At 47.8% G+C, this 17,323-nt stretch carries 24 protein-coding genes; 13 read left to right on the forward strand and 11 right to left on the reverse strand.

What is annotated here, in order from left to right; translation table 11 throughout:
• Positions 1-11: 11 nt before the first annotated feature.
• Positions 12-827 carry a S1/P1 nuclease gene (locus D3795_RS08740; RefSeq protein WP_156267977.1) on the forward strand — a complete coding sequence of 272 codons (816 nt, stop codon included), beginning with the start codon at positions 12-14 and terminating at the stop codon, positions 825-827.
• Here D3795_RS08740 and D3795_RS08745 read toward each other — a convergent pair whose 3' ends face one another.
• The 3 genes from D3795_RS08745 to flgA form a co-directional block, all read right to left on the reverse strand.
• Complete coding sequence (locus D3795_RS08745; RefSeq protein WP_156267978.1) at positions 828-1,286, reverse strand: flagella synthesis protein FlgN; 459 nt, start codon at positions 1,284-1,286, stop codon at positions 828-830.
• 6 nt (positions 1,287-1,292) lie between these two features.
• Positions 1,293-1,565, reverse strand: a complete 273-nt coding sequence (gene flgM / locus D3795_RS08750) for a flagellar biosynthesis anti-sigma factor FlgM (protein ID WP_173021011.1) — start codon at positions 1,563-1,565, stop codon at positions 1,293-1,295.
• An 88-nt stretch (positions 1,566-1,653) separates the two neighbouring features.
• Complete coding sequence (gene flgA, locus D3795_RS08755) at positions 1,654-2,370, reverse strand: flagellar basal body P-ring formation chaperone FlgA (RefSeq protein ID WP_173021012.1); 717 nt, start codon at positions 2,368-2,370, stop codon at positions 1,654-1,656.
• Between the two features lie 155 nt (positions 2,371-2,525).
• Here flgA and flgB point away from each other — a divergent pair, with 155 nt between their 5' ends.
• The 12 genes from flgB to flgL are packed head-to-tail and all read left to right on the forward strand — an operon-like array spanning position 2,526 to position 11,792.
• Complete coding sequence (flgB, locus tag D3795_RS08760) at positions 2,526-2,930, forward strand: flagellar basal body rod protein FlgB (protein WP_156267984.1); 405 nt, start codon at positions 2,526-2,528, stop codon at positions 2,928-2,930.
• A gap of 12 nt (positions 2,931-2,942) precedes the next feature.
• Entirely contained in the window at positions 2,943-3,347 is a 405-nt protein-coding gene (flgC, locus tag D3795_RS08765; protein WP_156267986.1) for a flagellar basal body rod protein FlgC, read from the forward strand.
• A 10-nt stretch (positions 3,348-3,357) separates the two neighbouring features.
• A complete protein-coding gene (gene flgD, locus D3795_RS08770) occupies positions 3,358-4,035 on the forward strand; it encodes a flagellar hook assembly protein FlgD (RefSeq protein ID WP_156267988.1) in 678 nt (225 codons plus the stop codon).
• Between the two features lie 11 nt (positions 4,036-4,046).
• A complete protein-coding gene (flgE, locus tag D3795_RS08775) occupies positions 4,047-5,231 on the forward strand; it encodes a flagellar hook protein FlgE (RefSeq protein ID WP_156267990.1) in 1,185 nt (394 codons plus the stop codon).
• Positions 5,232-5,258: 27 nt separating this feature from the next.
• A complete protein-coding gene (flgF, locus tag D3795_RS08780) occupies positions 5,259-6,002 on the forward strand; it encodes a flagellar basal-body rod protein FlgF (RefSeq protein ID WP_156267992.1) in 744 nt (247 codons plus the stop codon).
• A 24-nt stretch (positions 6,003-6,026) separates the two neighbouring features.
• Positions 6,027-6,809, forward strand: a complete 783-nt coding sequence (flgG, locus tag D3795_RS08785; protein ID WP_156267994.1) for a flagellar basal-body rod protein FlgG — start codon at positions 6,027-6,029, stop codon at positions 6,807-6,809.
• 20 nt (positions 6,810-6,829) lie between these two features.
• A complete protein-coding gene (locus D3795_RS08790; RefSeq protein WP_310942413.1) occupies positions 6,830-7,492 on the forward strand; it encodes a flagellar basal body L-ring protein FlgH in 663 nt (220 codons plus the stop codon).
• Positions 7,493-7,506: 14 nt separating this feature from the next.
• Entirely contained in the window at positions 7,507-8,601 is a 1,095-nt protein-coding gene (locus tag D3795_RS08795) for a flagellar basal body P-ring protein FlgI (RefSeq protein ID WP_156267998.1), read from the forward strand.
• Positions 8,601-8,915, forward strand: a complete 315-nt coding sequence (locus tag D3795_RS08800; RefSeq protein ID WP_156268000.1) for a rod-binding protein — start codon at positions 8,601-8,603, stop codon at positions 8,913-8,915. Before D3795_RS08795 ends, D3795_RS08800 begins: the two co-directional genes overlap by 1 nt.
• Before the next feature lie 51 nt (positions 8,916-8,966).
• A complete protein-coding gene (locus tag D3795_RS11500; RefSeq protein WP_216648951.1) occupies positions 8,967-9,128 on the forward strand; it encodes a flagellar basal body protein in 162 nt (53 codons plus the stop codon).
• On the forward strand, positions 9,088-10,572 hold the full coding sequence (flgK, locus tag D3795_RS08805) for a flagellar hook-associated protein FlgK (RefSeq protein ID WP_216648952.1): 1,485 nt from the start codon (positions 9,088-9,090) through the stop codon (positions 10,570-10,572). Before D3795_RS11500 ends, flgK begins: the two co-directional genes overlap by 41 nt.
• A gap of 23 nt (positions 10,573-10,595) precedes the next feature.
• Positions 10,596-11,792 carry a flagellar hook-associated protein FlgL gene (flgL, locus tag D3795_RS08810; RefSeq protein ID WP_156268002.1) on the forward strand — a complete coding sequence of 399 codons (1,197 nt, stop codon included), beginning with the start codon at positions 10,596-10,598 and terminating at the stop codon, positions 11,790-11,792.
• 44 nt (positions 11,793-11,836) lie between these two features.
• On the opposite strand, the gene fliR is transcribed toward flgL, so the two are convergent.
• The 8 genes from fliR to D3795_RS08850 are packed head-to-tail and all read right to left on the reverse strand — an operon-like array spanning position 11,837 to position 17,320.
• A complete protein-coding gene (gene fliR, locus D3795_RS08815; RefSeq protein ID WP_156268004.1) occupies positions 11,837-12,616 on the reverse strand; it encodes a flagellar biosynthetic protein FliR in 780 nt (259 codons plus the stop codon).
• Between the two features lie 11 nt (positions 12,617-12,627).
• Positions 12,628-12,897 (reverse strand): flagellar biosynthesis protein FliQ, encoded by a 270-nt coding sequence (gene fliQ / locus D3795_RS08820; RefSeq protein WP_055439886.1) that lies wholly within the window; start codon positions 12,895-12,897, stop codon positions 12,628-12,630.
• Between the two features lie 9 nt (positions 12,898-12,906).
• A complete protein-coding gene (fliP, locus tag D3795_RS08825) occupies positions 12,907-13,650 on the reverse strand; it encodes a flagellar type III secretion system pore protein FliP (protein WP_156268006.1) in 744 nt (247 codons plus the stop codon).
• A complete protein-coding gene (fliO, locus tag D3795_RS08830) occupies positions 13,650-14,021 on the reverse strand; it encodes a flagellar biosynthetic protein FliO (RefSeq protein WP_156268008.1) in 372 nt (123 codons plus the stop codon). The genes fliP and fliO overlap by 1 nt, the downstream gene beginning before the upstream one ends.
• Positions 14,018-14,422 carry a flagellar motor switch protein FliN gene (fliN, locus tag D3795_RS08835; RefSeq protein ID WP_156268010.1) on the reverse strand — a complete coding sequence of 135 codons (405 nt, stop codon included), beginning with the start codon at positions 14,420-14,422 and terminating at the stop codon, positions 14,018-14,020. Before fliN ends, fliO begins: the two co-directional genes overlap by 4 nt.
• Complete coding sequence (fliM, locus tag D3795_RS08840; protein WP_156268012.1) at positions 14,412-15,530, reverse strand: flagellar motor switch protein FliM; 1,119 nt, start codon at positions 15,528-15,530, stop codon at positions 14,412-14,414. Before fliM ends, fliN begins: the two co-directional genes overlap by 11 nt.
• A gap of 43 nt (positions 15,531-15,573) precedes the next feature.
• Positions 15,574-16,065, reverse strand: a complete 492-nt coding sequence (gene fliL / locus D3795_RS08845) for a flagellar basal body-associated protein FliL (protein WP_156268014.1) — start codon at positions 16,063-16,065, stop codon at positions 15,574-15,576.
• Positions 16,066-16,099: 34 nt separating this feature from the next.
• Positions 16,100-17,320: a flagellar hook-length control protein FliK gene (locus tag D3795_RS08850; protein ID WP_156268016.1), complete on the reverse strand. Its 1,221-nt coding sequence runs from the start codon at positions 17,318-17,320 to the stop codon at positions 16,100-16,102.
• Positions 17,321-17,323 lie beyond the last annotated feature (3 nt).

Genomic DNA, 17,323 nt, shown 5'->3' on the forward strand with positions numbered 1-17,323 from the left:
GCAAACGACTTATGACGTACTTCAAATTTTTAGGATCAGCATTCGTCGCAATGATTATCGCTTCGGCGCCATCGCCAGTGGCGGCATATGGCGAACATGGGCACAGTGCGTTTTGTGAGGCGGCCTATCAATTGGCGCAGCCACAAACTCAGCAACGCATCGATGCCTTGGTAGCGCAACATCCGGGTTATGACAGTTTTGGTAGCCTATGCAGCTGGGCTGATGACATTAAAAGCGATAAAAAATGGGATTGGGCAAAACCGCATCATTACGTGAATTTTCCACGGTCAGCGGCCAAAGTGCGTGAAGATGACTGCCCAGTTCAAGGTGGCTGCATCTTAACCGCTATTCAACACCACTATAATGTGCTGAAACATGATTCTGAAGATTGGCAGGCGCTCGCGTTTCTAGCGCATTTTATTGGTGATTTGCATCAACCAATGCACGTTAGTTTCGCTGATGACTTAGGCGGTAACCGTGCGCGTTTAACCTACTTTGATCAACCCACCAATTTACACCGTTTGTGGGATACGGACATGTTACTACGTCGCGGTGGTGAGGATAGTCTTGCTAAAGCGAAACAGCTTGTTGAAGGCTTAGCGGTAGAACAGCCTCTGGTAGTTACAGACGAACAAACATTGAAGTGGGCGAATGAATCGGCAGCCATTACCCGTCGTATCTATTCGAATTACCGCGAAGGCCAAGAGCTGGGCGAAGATTATACCTCGCAATGGGAACCTGTTCTTGAGCAACGCATGCAGCAAGGTGCTCAGCGATTGGCTGCAATTTTGGATGGGTTATTCGCTAATGGTAAAACGGAAAAGTAACTAAGCTTTTGAATTAAGGCGCTGAGGCGTGGTGTCTTGGCTGCCATCGGCGCCGTACATGGCAGCACTGCCGGAACCAGCAGCATCACGCAAAATATTCAGCATTTGTTGATTGTGGTGTAGGCGATGTTGGATAAGCTCACCGTTGAGAAGATTCAACTGTGCGACACGTTGTGTACGTTCTAGTAGCTGTTGCCAAACATCAATACAACCGGCCTGCTTTGCAGCATCACGAGCGCCTGCGGCGTCATCACTAAAGCCGAGTTTTTGCTGCGCGGAAAGGCGTTTGCTTTCACTCGCTTCAATACGTTGCTGAACAACCTGTTTTTGTTCAGCGAGTGACTTTAGTTTTTCGCCATCAATTTGACCATCGCCGAGCAGTCGCTGCTCCTGTTCAAGCAATGCTTGCAGTTGCTCTAAGCGCTCGACTTGTTCGGTTAAATGCTGGCGTAAACTCATCAGTCTTTAAATACCATCCGTTAGACTTTTCAATAGTGCTTCAGCAATATTGTCAGTATTCATGTTTAGTTTACCGTCGCGAATTGCTTCGCGCAGCTCTTCAACACGTGCCATGTTAACGTCTTGTGACGCATCTTGTGGCAATTGGCTTAAGTGGGTAACCACTTCAGCTTGTTTGGCATCACCAGCGTTTGCTTTATCAGTTTTCTGAGCCGCTTGTGAACGACTAGAGTCTGATTGAGTAACGCTGTTAGGTGGTTGATAACCATTGATTTTCACGGGAAATCCCTCGCTATTATTGGCGTTGCTAGTAAAGTTATCGGCACTAGCGCCAATTTCTTTAAGTTTATTTGCACAGTTTTAACAGTTACTGTGCAGGCCTTGCTCGGCCGGCTGCGGTGATTTCTACCCGCAAAAGTTGTCTGTTATTTAATCGAACACGAATTATATCACCAATTGAGCCAGTATCCATGGCTTCACCGGTACGCGTTATTTGAAAGCCTTTCCCACTCGCTTCAATAATCAACTCATCACCATAGTTAACGACATTAGGGCGCGTTAGAAGATTTTCCTGCAACACGCTGTGCTGAGTTAGCGAGCGACGCAATTGTTGTCCGACAACACGACGTATTTCTGTTGGCGTCGCCAGTAACGCATACCGCGGCAATTGGCTTAAATCACCTTGCTTCATCGTGATGTCTTGGCGCGACAACGTATGATTTGCAGCAAGATCACGCGTAACAACTAAATACTCTCCAATTACCGCAACATCAATCTGAACAAATAACGGGTTTTGTCCATTCGCATCGTTGCAACGCAACTCAATCATGGTGCGTCCAGCTAATCGTTGCGGTTCGCGGGTGAAACGTGCGGCGACGTTCGCGCAGTTTTCGAGCGAGCTTAATGCGGCAATTGGCGTAATAAGCTCGAAATGATGCTTGGTTGTGGTTGCTGGCAAATGCTGTTGTACGAGAGCAACAATAGCCTGATGCCAAGGTGCTTGCCCAATCGTTGATGCGGCTGATGAGGGTGTTACCCACGCCAATAGGCACACAGATAAAGGTAACCAGAATCTGATTCGCACCAACGCTCTCCCTCACTTAAATAAATGACAGCTCGAATTATAGACAGTTCTGCATATTGGAATCGTCAGAATTGGGGGTAAAAAAACCGCTTATTCTTTGCTTTGCCTTTACACAAGTCGCAGTACTCTGCAACGTGAACAGGAGGGTCTGCACGATGATCGATAAGTTAACCAGTGCGTTGCAATTTCAACAACAAGCGTTGGCGTTGCGACAACAACGACAAGAAACCTTGGCTGGCAATATTGCTAATGCCGATACGCCGAATTTCAAAGCGCGTGATTTTGATTTTTCGCAAGAGCTAAAGCGAGCAACGGCGCAGCAGCAAGGTTCGGTTAAGTTGGCGACCACGCATGCAGGACACCTGCCGTTATCGACGAGTACAAGTACGCTTGATATGCAGTACCGAGTACCAGCGCAAAGTCGTCTGGATGGTAACACCGTCGATATGGATATGGAACGTGCGCAATTTTTAGATAATTCGTTGCGTTACCAAGCAGACATTCAATTTTTAGATGATCGCATTAGTGGCTTACGTAAAGCCATGCAGCCGGAACAATAAGGAAGCGACATTATGGCGATCTTTTCAATTTTAGATATTTCAGGTTCAGCATTGACTGCTCAGTCACAAAGAATGAATGTGGCGGCAAGTAATATGGCGAATGCGAACAGCATCGCAGGTCCAGATGGACAACCCTACAAGGCCAAGCAAGTTATTTTTGAGCAACAGCTTCAAGCAAATGGCGTTGGTGGTGTGAAAGTTAAAGAAGTGGTTGAGTCGGAAGCACCCGCGCGCCGTGAATATCAACCTGGGCATCCACTTGCTGACGAACAAGGTTATGTAACCATGCCGAATGTCGACCCTGTTGCTGAAATGGTCAATATGATTTCTGCCTCGCGGTCTTATCAAGCCAACGTAGAAGTGATGAATACCAGCAAAGATCTGCTGATGCGCACACTAACCATTGGCAAAGGCTAAGGAGTAAGCAATGAGCACGATTGATGCAAGCGTATTAAATCGCGTAAATCAAACCGCTAAAAGTTCGCAGGTGGCATCAAATAGCCAAGAAATGCGTGACAACTTTATGACGCTGTTAGTTACTCAGTTACGCAACCAAGACCCATTGAACCCAATGGAAAATAACGAAATGACATCACAGTTGGCACAAATCAATACGGTGAGTGGCATTGAATCACTAAACGACACCATGCAAACCATTAACGGGCAGATGGAAGCGGCGAAAACCATGCAAGCGTCGGCGTTGATCGGGCGCGCGGTGTTGGTTCCAGGTGATCGCATTTTGGTTGGTAACGAGGCCGACGGCAGTGCAACGCCATTTGGCATTGAGCTAAATGCACCAGCAGAAAGCGTCAAAATTAATATTTATAACGCCAGTGGCATGCTGGTGCGTCGCATGGATATGGGCGAAGTTGGCTCCGGTTCTCAATCATTCTCATGGGACGGAAAAATGGACGACGGCACTGTCGCACCTGCCGGCTCATACAACTTTACCGTTGAAGCAACCAATGGTGACCAACCGGTCACGTCAGAGCGCTTCAATTATGCACAGGTTATCGCGGTCAGTATGACTGAAGAAGGTCCGCGATTAGATTTAGGCGGTATTTTAGAGCCCGTTCGTCTTGAAGACATTCGGCAAATTATTTAAGGAGCTCGATCATGGGTTTTTCACAAGCATTATCAGGTTTACGTGCAGCAGCAACTAACTTGGACATTATCAGTAACAACGTAGCTAACTCACAGGTGGTTGGTTTTAAAAGTGCTCGCGCTCAGTTTTCAGATATTTATGCCAATGCACAGGTTGGTTTAGGTGTGCGCGTTGCTGGCGTATTCCAAGATTTCAGCGATGGTAATATCGAAACCACCAACCGTAATATGGATCTTGCCATTAGCGGTAAAGGCTTCTTTCGTTTTGAAAATCAGGGTCAGATTGAATACTCACGTAATGGTCAGCTAACGATTGATAAAAATGGTTTTATCGTGAATGCGCAAGGAGCACAGCTAACCGGCTACCCGCAAGGTATCGAATTTGGTGGGCAACCTGAAGTTTTGCGTGTGCCACCAGGTGGCATTGCAGCGCAAGCCTCAACAGAATTAAATGCGGTATTCAATCTTGATACCAGCGTTCCAATTACCGATCGTGCCACGGTTCCTTTCGATCAAGCCAATCCAGATAGCTATTCATATGCAAACTCTGTGACGTTATATGACTCGTTGGGTAATGCTCATCCAAGTATGATGTATTTCACCAAAACTGCTGATAATCAATGGGAAGTGCGCATGTCACGCGGAGGCGAACTAGCCCCAGAAGTTGGTCAACTTGATTTTGATAGCAACGGTATGTTGGTTGGTTCTACCAATATGGATGGCTTTACTTTTGTGCCCGGCGCGGGCGCTGCAAACATGTCCATTGCCATGGACGTTACAGGCACGACGCAGTTTGCTAATGAGTTCGAGTTAACCTCGATGGAACAGGATGGTTATATGTCGGGCACCTTAATGCAAGTTGCGGTTGCAGAGGATGGCAGCATTATTGGAACTTACTCAAACGAACAGCAAGTCGTATTAGGTACCATCGCATTAGCAAATTTCCAGAGCCTTGAGGGCCTGAAGTCTGTTGGTAACAATGCATGGATCGAGTCTAAAAAATCAGGCGTTCCAATTCTTTCTGTTCCAGGCGAAGGTCAGTTCGGCTCAATCATGGCTGGCGCTGTCGAAGCTTCAAATGTGGATTTAACTCAAGAGCTCGTGGCCATGATCATTGCGCAGCGGAATTACCAAGCCAATGCGCAGAGTATCAAGTCTCAAGATGAGGCGTTACAAACCACCATGCAGTTGAAGTAATACAAAGCTAACTAAAGAGGCTTAGCTATGGATGCCATTTTATACACGGCCATGAATGGGGCTCGCCAGACTCTCGATGAGCAGTCAGTGGTGACCAATAACTTGAGTAATGCATCAACGACCGGTTTTCGGGCGCAGCTTGCTGCTGCTCGAGCGGTGCCGGTCAATGGTGCAGGTGTATTCGACACGCGAGTGGCAGCAGTGACCACCACCGGCTTGTTCGATACCTCAGCGGGCGCTATTCAAACCACTGAACGTGATTTAGATGTGGCATTAGACCAAGCCAATTGGTTAGCGGTGCAAACACCTGATGGCGAAGCATACACCAAGCGCGGAGACCTTCAGGTTGATGCTGACGGACAACTGATGGTGAACGGTATGCCGGTATTAGGCGATGGCGGACCCATTTTGTTGCCGCTTGGCACCCAAGTTTCTATCGGTAATGACGGCACAATTAGTGGCATTGGTATGGGCGGTAACGCCAATGAGTTAGTGCCGCTAGATAGAATCAAATTGGTGCGTGTAGATCAGCCAAACCAGCTTCAACGCAGCGATGATGGCTGGTTCCGTACACCGGCTGGTGCGGCATTGCAGCGTGATGAAAATGCGCAGTTGGTTTCTGGCGCTCTCGAGGGTAGCAACGTGAACACTATTGAAGCGATGGTGGCAATGATTGATACACAGCGTCGCTATGATCTCAATATGAGTGTGATTTCAACCGCCGATGAATCGGCGCAACAAGCCAATAGTTTGCTCTCAGTGAGAGGCTAACCACCGGTTTAGCGGAGATAAATTATGATTAAAGCTTTATGGACAGCCAAAACAGGTTTAACGGCACAGCAGCAACAGCTGGACGTGATTACCAATAACTTGGCAAACGTGAACACCTCAGGCTTCAAACGTTCTCGCGCAGTTTTTGAAGACTTGTTGTACCAAAACATGCGTCAGCCAGGTGCCATGAACAATGCCCAAGACAGCCTACCGTCTGGTTTGCAAGTAGGTACCGGCGTGCGCGCTGTAGCGACCGAGCGATTACATACGCAAGGTAGTTTAAATAATACTGAGAACTCACGTGATTTAGCCATTAGCGGCAAAGGCTATTTCCAAGTCTTGATGCCAGACGGCTCTGTTGCTTATACCCGCGATGGTAGCTTTCAGGTGAATCAGGATGGTCAAATGGTGACCGCCAACGGCTTCCCTTTAGAGCCGGCCATTTTCCTGCCAGCAAACGCGATGAGTGTGACGATTGGTCAAGACGGTATTGTGACGGTGACTCAACCGGGCAACACGCAAAACATGCAAGTAGGGCAAATTACGCTTGCGATGTTTATGAATGATGCTGGCCTCGAAGCGCGTGGCGGTAACTTATATGTGGAAACGCAAGCATCAGGTGCGCCAACCGAATCTTTACCGGGTATGAACGGTGCAGGAACCCTGTTCCAAGGGTTCGTTGAGGCTTCTAACGTGAACGTGGTGGAAGAAATGGTCAATATGATTCAAACCCAACGCGCCTACGAAATTAATAGTCGAGCTATTTCAAGTAGCGACGAGATGCTGGCGCGTTTAAGTCAGCTGTAATGAGCAGAGGTAGAGCTGTGATGCGCGCACTAGTTGTAGTCATCGGTGGTTTGGTATTGTCCGGTTGCAGCAGTTCACCACCAGAACCAGTGGTGGTTGAAGCTTATGATCCTGTTGTGATTCCTAAAAACGCTGCGGCGGAGCCTAACGGCGCAATTTATCAAGCGCAAAACGGCTACATTCCGCTATTTGAAGACCAACGGCCACGTCGCTCTGGTGACATCATTACCATTGTGCTTGAAGAGCAAGTGAGTGCCACCAAGAATGCGTCATCACAGTCGTCACGTGCCAGCAACATTGGAATGGATCTAGAAGGTTTACCGGACGCTTTGGAAGAGCTTGCTGAGTATGGCTTTAATATTGGTAGTGCGAATGACTTTGCTGGTTCAGGTGGTAGCAGCGCATCGAATCAATTCTCCGGCATTATCACCGTTCAAGTGATGCATGTATTACCTAACGGCAACTTGCGTGTGCGTGGCGAGAAGCAAATCGCGATTAACCAAGGCACCGAGTACATTCGTTTTTCCGGCGTCGTGAATCCGCGCAGCATTAATGGACAAAATAGTGTGCTTTCAAGCGCGGTTGCTGATGCGCGCCTTGAATACATTGGTGATGGCTATATCAATCAAGCCCAAAAGCAGGGTTGGTTGCAGCGCTTCTTTAATTATGTCGCGCCGTTTTAAGTAGAGGTTTGATTATGTTGCGACAGTTATTTGTATTGCTAGCAGTAGCGACGATAGTGATGGGCAGTGCTCAGGCAGAGCGCATCAAAGATCTTGCCGATTTTGCTGGTGTACGCAGTAACAGTTTAGTTGGTTACGGTCTAGTGGTTGGCCTTGACGGTTCGGGTGACCAGACCATGCAGGCACCATTTACTGGCCAAAGTATGACGAACATGTTGGCGCAGTTGGGCGTGACCATTCCGCCGGGTACCAATATGCAGCTGCGCAACGTGGCGGCGGTGATGGTTACCGCATCGTTGCCAGCCTTTGCTCGCCCGGGGCAGCAGCTTGATATCGTGGTTTCTTCGATTGGTAATGCCCGCAGTTTGCGTGGCGGAACCCTGTTAATGACGCCATTGAAAGGTGCTGATGGTCAAGTTTATGCATTGGCACAAGGCAACTTATTAATTAACGGCGCCAGTGCAGAGTCACAAGGCTCGTCTGCAGTAATCAATCAACAAGCTGGTGGTCGCATTAGCGGTGGCGCAACCGTTGAACGTTCTGTGGCGCTTGATTTAGGGCGTACCAATTTGCAGTTGAACCTAAAAGAAGCGGATTTCACCACGGCTCTCAATATGGTTGAACGAATTAATACAACGTTCGGTTATACGGTAGCAACAGCCATTGATGGCGGCTCCATTGAATTACAAAGCCCACAAAGTGCGAATGATCGCGTTCGCTTTATGGCTCGTGTCGAAAATATTGATGTTACGCCGGGTGCGGCCGACCCGCGCGTGGTTATCAATTCTCGTACTGGTTCCGTGGTGTTAAGTGGTCCCGTAACGTTGCGGCAAGCTGCGGTTGCCCACGGGAATTTATCGGTCACCATTTCGCGTCAGCCGTTTGTCAGCCAACCACCTGCGTTTAGCGGTGGTGAGACAGTTACGGGCACCACCACTGATATTACGATTGAGCAAGAAGAAGGCTCTCTTCAGATGGTTGAAGGCGTTGAACTGATGGCCGTAGTTGATGCACTCAATAGTTTGGGTGCAACGCCGAGTGACCTGATGGCGATTTTACAGGCACTACATGCGTCTGGCGCATTGCGCGCTGAATTGGAGATCATCTAATGGCAAACTCAGTAGCTTCTGTCGGCTTGGCAATAGATGCGCAGCAGCTCAACCAGTTGAAAAAACAAAGTCACGCAGATCCAGACAAAGCTGCGGCAGCGGCGGCGCGTCAGTTTGAGGCGCTGTTTATTCAGAAAATGATGAAATCAATGCGCGAAGCGGGCGGCGAGTCGGAGCTCTTTAATAGCTCGGCCATGCGTACTTACTCCGACATGTTTGACCAACAACTAGCTACCGAGGTTGCTGGTAAAGGTATTGGCCTTGCGGAACAACTCTTGCAGCAACTGCACCAAGAGCAAGGCAAAAAACCATAAAGTTATATGTGTTCGTGCCGATAACTTCGGTAAGAACATTAGGGAGCAGGCATGAGTATCTTTTCAATTGGTTTAAGTGGTTTACGTGCAGCGCAAACGGGGCTTTATGCCACCAGCGGAAACATCAGCAACGTAAATACACCGGGCTACAATCGCGAAATTGTGCAGCTGGGTGAGAAACCGTACAAGCGGCGTCCTCGTCAACGGGGTTGAGCGTCAGTTTAACCAATTTGTAGCTACTCGCTTGAATGCTTCCAGCGGTTCATTGGCGTCACTTGAGACCTATTACAGCCAAGTACGTCAAATTGACAATTTGTTGTCAGATGAACGCTCCGGCTTAGCGCCAGTCATGCAAGAATTCTTTAATGCCCTTGGCCAAATGAACAGTAGCCCGGCGGACCCTGCCGCGCGCGCTGGCGTGTTGGGCACGGCAAGCACTTTAGTGAGCCAATTCAAGTCATTTGATAACTACCTGCAAGATATTGAAAGTAGCGTTAACGCCGAAATGAAATTTGAGGTCGATACCATAAATGCCCTTACCGGGCAGATAGGTTCCCTTAATAAAGAAATTTTAATTGCCCGATCAGGTAGCGGCGAAGCACCGAATAGTTTATTGAATCAGCGCGATAAATTAGTGCACGATTTATCGCAACGCATCGACATTCGCGTACATGAACAGAAGTCAGGTTCTTACACAGTATCGCTGAACAATGGTTCGCCATTAGTATCGGGTGATACAAGCTATCAACTTTCTGCGTTGACAGATAATTCTGATCCAACGCGCACAGCTATTTTCTATAACGATGTTGCTGGTAACCAAATTCAATTGAAAGAATCGACGTTTAACCGCGGTAGCTTAAGCGGTTTAATGGAGTTTCGGTCAAAGAGCCTCGACACCATGCGCAATCAACTCGGACAAATGGTTCGAGTATTTGCCGATGCATTTAACCAACAGCACCAAGCTGGAGTTGATTTAAACCAAGACCCTGGCCAAGCCATGTTTGATGCTGGTAACCCGGTGGCTTATAGCAATTCGCGAAATACTGGCACGGGTACAGCTGCGGTTCAAATTAGCGATTCTACTGCGTTACTTGCGGCTGATTATGATATCAAGTTAACCGATACAGGTTACGAGGTGCGTCGCGTAGACAGTGGTAAAATCGTTAATGCCACCTTTGATGGTGCGACCGGTACATTAGCGTTTAACGGCTTAGAAGTAACGATGTCAGGTACCGTGAATCAAGGCGATAGCTTCCGTGTACGCCCGTTAGTGAATCAAGCTCAAAGCTTTGAATTACTGATAACCGAAGGTTCGCAGTTAGCTGCAGCCCAATCAACGGCAAGCGGAGATAACCGAAACGGATTGGCGCTGCTGGATTTACAAAATCAGATGCTAGTGGAAGGTAAAGGTACCTTTAACCAAGCATACGGCACCATGGTGAGCACCTTAGGCAACCAAATTAATGTGGTTCAAGCGAACTTAGCTGCCCAAGAAGGTTTAACAGAACAGTTAACTGCGTTACAGCAGTCAGAATCGGGTGTGAATCTTGATGAAGAAGCAGCGAATCTCATTCGATACCAGCAGTACTATCAAGCCAATGCCAAAGTAATTGAGACCGGTTCCACCATTCTCGATACCATTTTGCAGTTACGCTAAACGGACAACGCGGAGTATAGATCATGCGAATTAGCACACTCACCATGTACAACCAAAGCGTGTCATCGATGAACCGGCAACAAACCGAATTCATGAAAATTGGGCAACAAATTGCCAGTGGCAAGCGTATCGTGAATATTTCTGATGATCCGCAAGCAATGACCCAAGCGATTAACATTGGTCAATCGAAAGCTGTTTCAAGTCAGTTTAGCGATGCCCGTGTGGGTGTCCGTAACGCGCTCTCGCAAGAAGAAAGTGTATTGAATTCAGTGAACGACGTGTATTCACGAGCAAAAACCTTGATGGTGCAGGCTTCGAGCGACACGTTGTCTGACGCCGACCGCGCTTCAGTTGCAAGCGAATTGCGCGGGTTGTATGAGTCATTGATTGGTTTGGGCAACACACGAGACGGCAATGGCCGGTATTTATTTGGCGGTTATCAAGATGACACCGCCCCCTTTATTCGTGATGTAAATGGCGATGTGAGTTACGTTGGGCACGCAGAGGTTCGTGAGCAGCAGGTTGATGGCGATCGTCGTATGGCGGTTGGCCATTCAGGCGACGATATATTTCGTTCAGTGCACAGTAGTGCTGGCTACCTTGCCGACGCAGGCTTGACTAACCAAGGCACGCTGCAGTTTAACGGTATTAATATCGTTGATTCGAATCATCCTGATTTCGGCTTAGCGTACGATATTGAGTTTGCTGATAATGCCGGCCAAATGCAGTATCGCGTTAATGGAGGAGCCTGGGCTGATTATAACGACCCGACCACGGTTGCTTTGGGTGGTATTGAAGTCGAGTTAGAAGGCGCTCCAGCTACTGGTGATACACTTCGTGTAGCACGAGGCCAAGATAATAATATGGATATTTTCCGAACGTTTGAGAAGGCATTAGCAGTGCTTGATAACGCAGCGGTAACGGATGCGCAAAAATCGCAACGCGTGAATACCTTACGTACGGTAATGCGCGAGTTTGATAATGGAATGGACAACGTATTAACCACCCGCGCGGAAGTTGGTGCACGACTGAATGAATTGGATGCCTTAGATACGATTGGTAGTAATCGTACGTTGGCGTACGAACAGGCGTTATCTGATCTCGTTGATTTAGATTATGTTGAAGCGGCATCGCAATATAGTGTGCGAATGGTTGGTTTGCAGGCGGCACAGAAGGCGTTTGTAGATATGAAAGACATGAGCCTGTTTAAGTTCCTTTAAGAACCGTTATTCGTTAATCGTTATTAGTTATTCGGAAATACAGTTTACATGGTGAGGAGGACTTGCTCGACCATGTCGAGGCCTAGGCGGAATAGGCGCTGTAAATAGCCGCCTAGTTCTGTTGTTAGTACCGTCATTAGTACCAAACCGAGTGTTAGTGACATCGGGAAACCGACCGAGAAAACAGTGAGCTGCGGAGCAGATCGGTTCAAGATACCGAGGGTTAGGTTCACAATGAGCAGCGCGCCGAAAACTGGTAACGCCAGTAAAATTCCCGAACTAAATACCACCATTCCGAAGCGCGCGACTTGATTAAACGCGTCAGCATTCAAACCAAGTGTGCCAATTGGCAATAACTCAAATGAACGAGCTAGAATTTCCAGCATAATCAAGTGCCCATCAATAGCTAGAAACATTAAGATTGCAAAGGTATAGAACACGCGCGAGAGAATCATCGTGTTCGCACCGCTATCAGGCGAAAAGAAGGTGGCAAAGGCAAGACCCATTTGTAAGCCAATATACTCACCTGCGGCCTGTACGGCAGCGAAAACAACCTGAACAACAAGCCCTATAGTCACGCCGATGATGATTTGCTCGACAATAATGCCGAAGCTAGCCCATGAAAATAACGGAATATTCGGCAATGGTGGCAAAACCGGCGCAATAATAACGCTAAATATTAGAGCTAAGCTAATTTTAACTTGGTTTGGAATGCTGGAGTGGCTGAATACTGGCGCTATCAGCAATAACCCAGTAAAGCGGCAGAATGGCCATAAGAATAAGCTAATCCATTCCTGAAGTTGCGCGAAGGTGACCGTAATCATGCGCGACTCCGCTATTGAATCATGGACGGAATATTGGTGAATAACCGCGTGGTGAAATCAATAATCAATTGGAGCAAGTAAGGACCAATAAGTACTAGCACGGCGAGTACGCCGAGAATCTTCGGAATGAAGCTCAAGGTCATCTCGTTAATTTGTGTGGCGGCTTGAAATAGGCTTATCAGAAGACCAAGTAGCAACGCAGTGAGTAGCAACGGGCCAGCTAGGTAGACACAAAGTAGCATGGCTTGGTAGGCAATAGTCATGACCGTTTCAGGTGTCATTGGTGCCCCCTACACGTAAAAACTGGCTGCGAGTGAGCCAATCAGTAACTGCCAGCCATCCACCAGCACAAACAACATGAGTTTGAACGGTAATGAAATAGTTGCCGGAGGCACCATCATCATACCGAGCGCCATTAAAACGCTGGCTACAACCAAATCGATAATCAAGAACGGGATAAAAATAGTAAAACCAATTTGGAAAGCAGTTTTAAGTTCGCTAGTCACAAATGAAGGCACCAACACATGAAACGGCACGTCTTGTGGCGTCGCAATAGGGCCAACATCAGCAAGATTGGCGAATAGTGCCAAATCAGGCTCGCGAGTTTGGGCGAGCATGAACTCACGTAATGGCCCAGATGCGAGTTCTAAAAACTGTGGGAAATCGATATTGTCTTGACTAAATGGCAACCACGCAATGTCGTAAATTTGGTTGAAAACCGGTGCCATGATGAAAAATGTCAAAAACAGCGCAAGCCCCAATAAAACTTGGTTAGGTGGCGCCGATTGCGTCCCCATGGCTGTTCTTAACAGGCCAAAAACAATGATAAGTCGCACAAAGCAGGTCATCATTAGGATAACCGCTGGTAAAAAAGTAAGGCTCGTTAAAAATAGTAAGGTTTGCAGCGACAATGACCATTGCTGGCCACCATTTTCGGTTGGTTCAACCAAAACACCAGGAATTGACTGAGCTAACGCGTCAAGAGGCAACCAAAACACGGCTACAGTCATGATTATTAACCAAATACGACGCATTACTTGGCCTCTTCAGATGGCGCTGAGGTGTTTTTATTTAGAGCTTGTTGTAACCGCGCGGCAAAGCTATTTAATTGCGGTTCTGGACGTTCTTGGGCTGGCATTTCATGTAGCTTAGTGACATGGCCAGCAGCCACGCCAAGTACCAGCCAGGTATCGTTGATTTCGACAATGACCACGCGTTCGCGCTGACCAACAGCGACTGAACCGACAACGTTGAGCAACTTCGAGTGGCCTAATGACGTGCCATTGAGTTTACGGAAAAGCCAAGCACACAGCAGAATAATGCCAATAATTAAAATGAGTACTAGGGTCACTTGGCCAAGCAGAGCGAGGCCGCTATCAACTTCTACTGTGGTTGGTTCGTTCATCGGTTTAACTTTTGTACTCGTTCTGAAGGCGTCACAATCTCGGTAATTCGAATACCGTATTTGTCATCTAAAACAACCACTTCGCCTTGGGCTATTAAATAACCGTTAATCAAAATATCCATCGGTTCGCCGGCTAAACCTTCAAGTTCTACCACCGAACCTTGGGCTAATTCTAGCAGTTGTTTAATGGTAATGCGGGTACGACCTAATTCCACACTCAATTTCACCGGAATATCCATGATGATATCCAGCTCATTCATTGAGCTTGCTTGCGCCGTGTTCTCTAACGGTTTGAATACGCTATTGGCATTTTCATCTGGCGCTGCGTCTGCTTGTTCTTCCAATGCATCTGCCCACGGGTCTTGCTCGTTATCTGGGTTTACTTTGTCTTTATTCGTCATCAGAGGGCTCCTTCGCACGCAAAGGGGTAAAAATACCGCCTTTATTTCGTTCACGCATAAGTGAATGCGGGAATCGATGGTTTTCGAGTAATCGCTTCACCTTGAGTGCGCGATTGTCATTGAGACTGCCAAATTCACATTCCATGATTGGCAAGGCATTCACCGTTGCAGTTACCGTTTCGGGCAACTCAATTGGGAGTACATCGCCGGGTTTAAGTGACATGACTTGTGGAATTCGCATCGGGATATCAACAAAGTTGGCGATAAGCTCGACGCTTGAGGCCTGCAGTTCATGGGTAATGCGCTGGCGCCAGGCTTTATCGTTACTGTTGCCGCCGATATCTGCACGCAAGTTGGTGAGCTTGTCACGCAATGGCTCAACCATGGCGTAAGGCATACAAATTTTGAAGTTGCTATCGAGGTTACCCACTTCCAAATGAAATGTGGTAGTGACAACGATTTCACTTGGTGAGCTAGTAATCGCTGCAAATTTCGGCTGCATTTCTGAGCGAACGTAGCTGATTTCAAGCGGATGTACCGCACGCCACGACTCTTGGTAAGCATCGATAGCCAGGTTGAGCACGCGGTTAATGATACGTTGTTCTGTGCCGGTAAACTCGCGCGCTTCGTTGCGGGTCATAAAGCGGCCATCGCCACCAAACAGGTTCTCGACGATCATCGATACAAGCGCATGCGGGAATACCACAAGTGCGCTACCGCGTAATGGCTTCATCGAAATAATATTTAAGTTGGTTGGCGTTGGCGTGGCATCAGCAAAGTCACTGAAGCGTTGGTATTTCACCGACTCAACAGAAATATCAGCGTTACGGCGCAACAAGTTAAACAAGTTCATACGAAATTGACGGGCAAAGCGTTCGTTAATGACCTCTAGGGTATGTAAGCGTTCACGGACAATGCGCGCCTGCGAACCTGGGTCAAACGGCTGTTGCTTCACTTTGCGTTTTGGCTTTTGCGCCAACGCATCGACTCCAGCATCTTGGCCAAGGGGAGCCGTAGTCTGGTCATCGATATCAACATCATCTTCGGGTGCAATACCCGCCAATAATGCATCAAGTTCTTCTTGTGACAGTTGGTGTCCGTTACTCATGTGTTCTCTTTACGTTGTGCTTGTTTACGCCATTGCTCAATTATTATTGAACAATAAACTCAGTAAACAGTACTTCGTTAATGGCTAGCTCTTCATCACCTTGATACGGAGCGCTGAGTGAATCCATAATGCTTTTAGCTAGAATCTTTTTCCCTTCAGATTGGGCAATTTTCTCGGCTTCTTGACCCGATAAAAGCACCAACAAGCGGTTACGAACTTGCGGCATATTCTTCATGAGAGTCGCTTTCACTTTTTCGCTAGGCACTTCAAGCGTTAACCCGGCGTAAAGTAGACGAGGACCAAACTGATCGCTTTGCAAGTTTACAGTAAACGGCGAAATTGCCACAAAAACCGGATCGGTCGGTTCAGGCTCGGCTTGAACAGCACCTACGGCAGAGGCAGCTGCTAAGTTACGCGTATCCCATAACAAATAGGTGTTGAGGCCAATTAAAACCAACACTAAAACCAAGATGATCAGCATAACTGGGGAGTTATTATTTCTAGGAGCTGCTTGAATGTCATTTTTACGCGCCATTTCTTTATCCTTTAACTAGTTACCAACTTACGCCCTAAGCAAACGTATCGACTTGACCGTTATGAGCGGCGGCAGTATGCCGAGAATTTGAGCCCATGTCAGTATTCTCGGCCGATTCTGAATTTTCTACAGTGTTTTCGCTGGTATTTTGTTCATTTTGTTGTGAGTTGGCAGCCCATTGCTGTGCCTGTTGACGCGCTTGTTGCTGAGCAAACTGTTGGCCTTGGTCGCTCACTTGTGAATCACCTAGTTGAATACCTTGGTTGGCGAGGGCTTCGCGTAAGTTTGGCAAAGCTTGTTCTAGCGCACCGCGAACCTGTTGGCTGTGCGTCAAAATATTCAGCTGCGCAGTGGTATCATCCATGCGCAACTGTACCTGCAGAGGGCCAAGCTCGGCTGGGTGCAAACGTAACGTCATTTCATTTTGATTATGCATGACCATCTGTAGCACGTTTTGCTGTAACTGATTGGCCCAAGCTTGACTGCCAACTGGTGCCGCAAGTGATGCCGTGGCTGCTGTCGTGCTCGGAGTTGTCGGTGCAGCTTGTGTTAATTGAGCGGATTGAGTCACTGGTGTTTCAATCATAATCACACTTGCGGTCACGCTTGAAACCGGTGTTTGCACTGCGCGAGCGGTTTCTAGCTGAGTTGAATTAACCGAATTCAACTCAGGTGTAAGCGGCGCGATTGGGTTACGAATTTCAGGTTTTGCTGGTTCCGACATAGCAACAGGAGCAGATGCTGCGAGTTGATCGAGAGGTTTTGTCGACACGGCATTGTCATTGATAAGTGTTGCGGCGGTGCTCGTATTCGTCTCGTTGGCGATGACTGCTGAAACAGGCGCAGCTATTACTGCTGGGCGTTGTAGTGGCGTTTTCCCAACTGCGTTAGCCACAATCGCCTGTACTGATTCACTTGCCGCAGCGGGCTGTGCCGCTTGCGGTTGTTGCAAGGCTTGTTGCTGCTGTAACTGCGCTAAAATTTGAGCAATGGCTTCAGGGTTTAAATCGGCTTGCTCTAACAGCTGTTCTTGCTCGCTGGTATTTAAGTTTTTCGCCAGTTGCTGCAACTGAGCTTCTGTTGTTGCAGAGTCTAGTTGATAGCCGTTTGTACCCGCTGGTGAACCAGTGTGGTTCGACAATGCGGCAAAGAGAGCGGCGAAACCTGAAACCGGTGCGTTGGTATCAGTCGATGCAGCCGAGCCTTTGTTAGTGGCCGGTGTGGTAGTCATTAAATTATTAAAATTAACCATCATACT

This window comes from Pseudidiomarina andamanensis, from assembly GCF_009734345.1.
Lineage (GTDB): Bacteria > Pseudomonadota > Gammaproteobacteria > Enterobacterales > Alteromonadaceae > Pseudidiomarina > Pseudidiomarina andamanensis.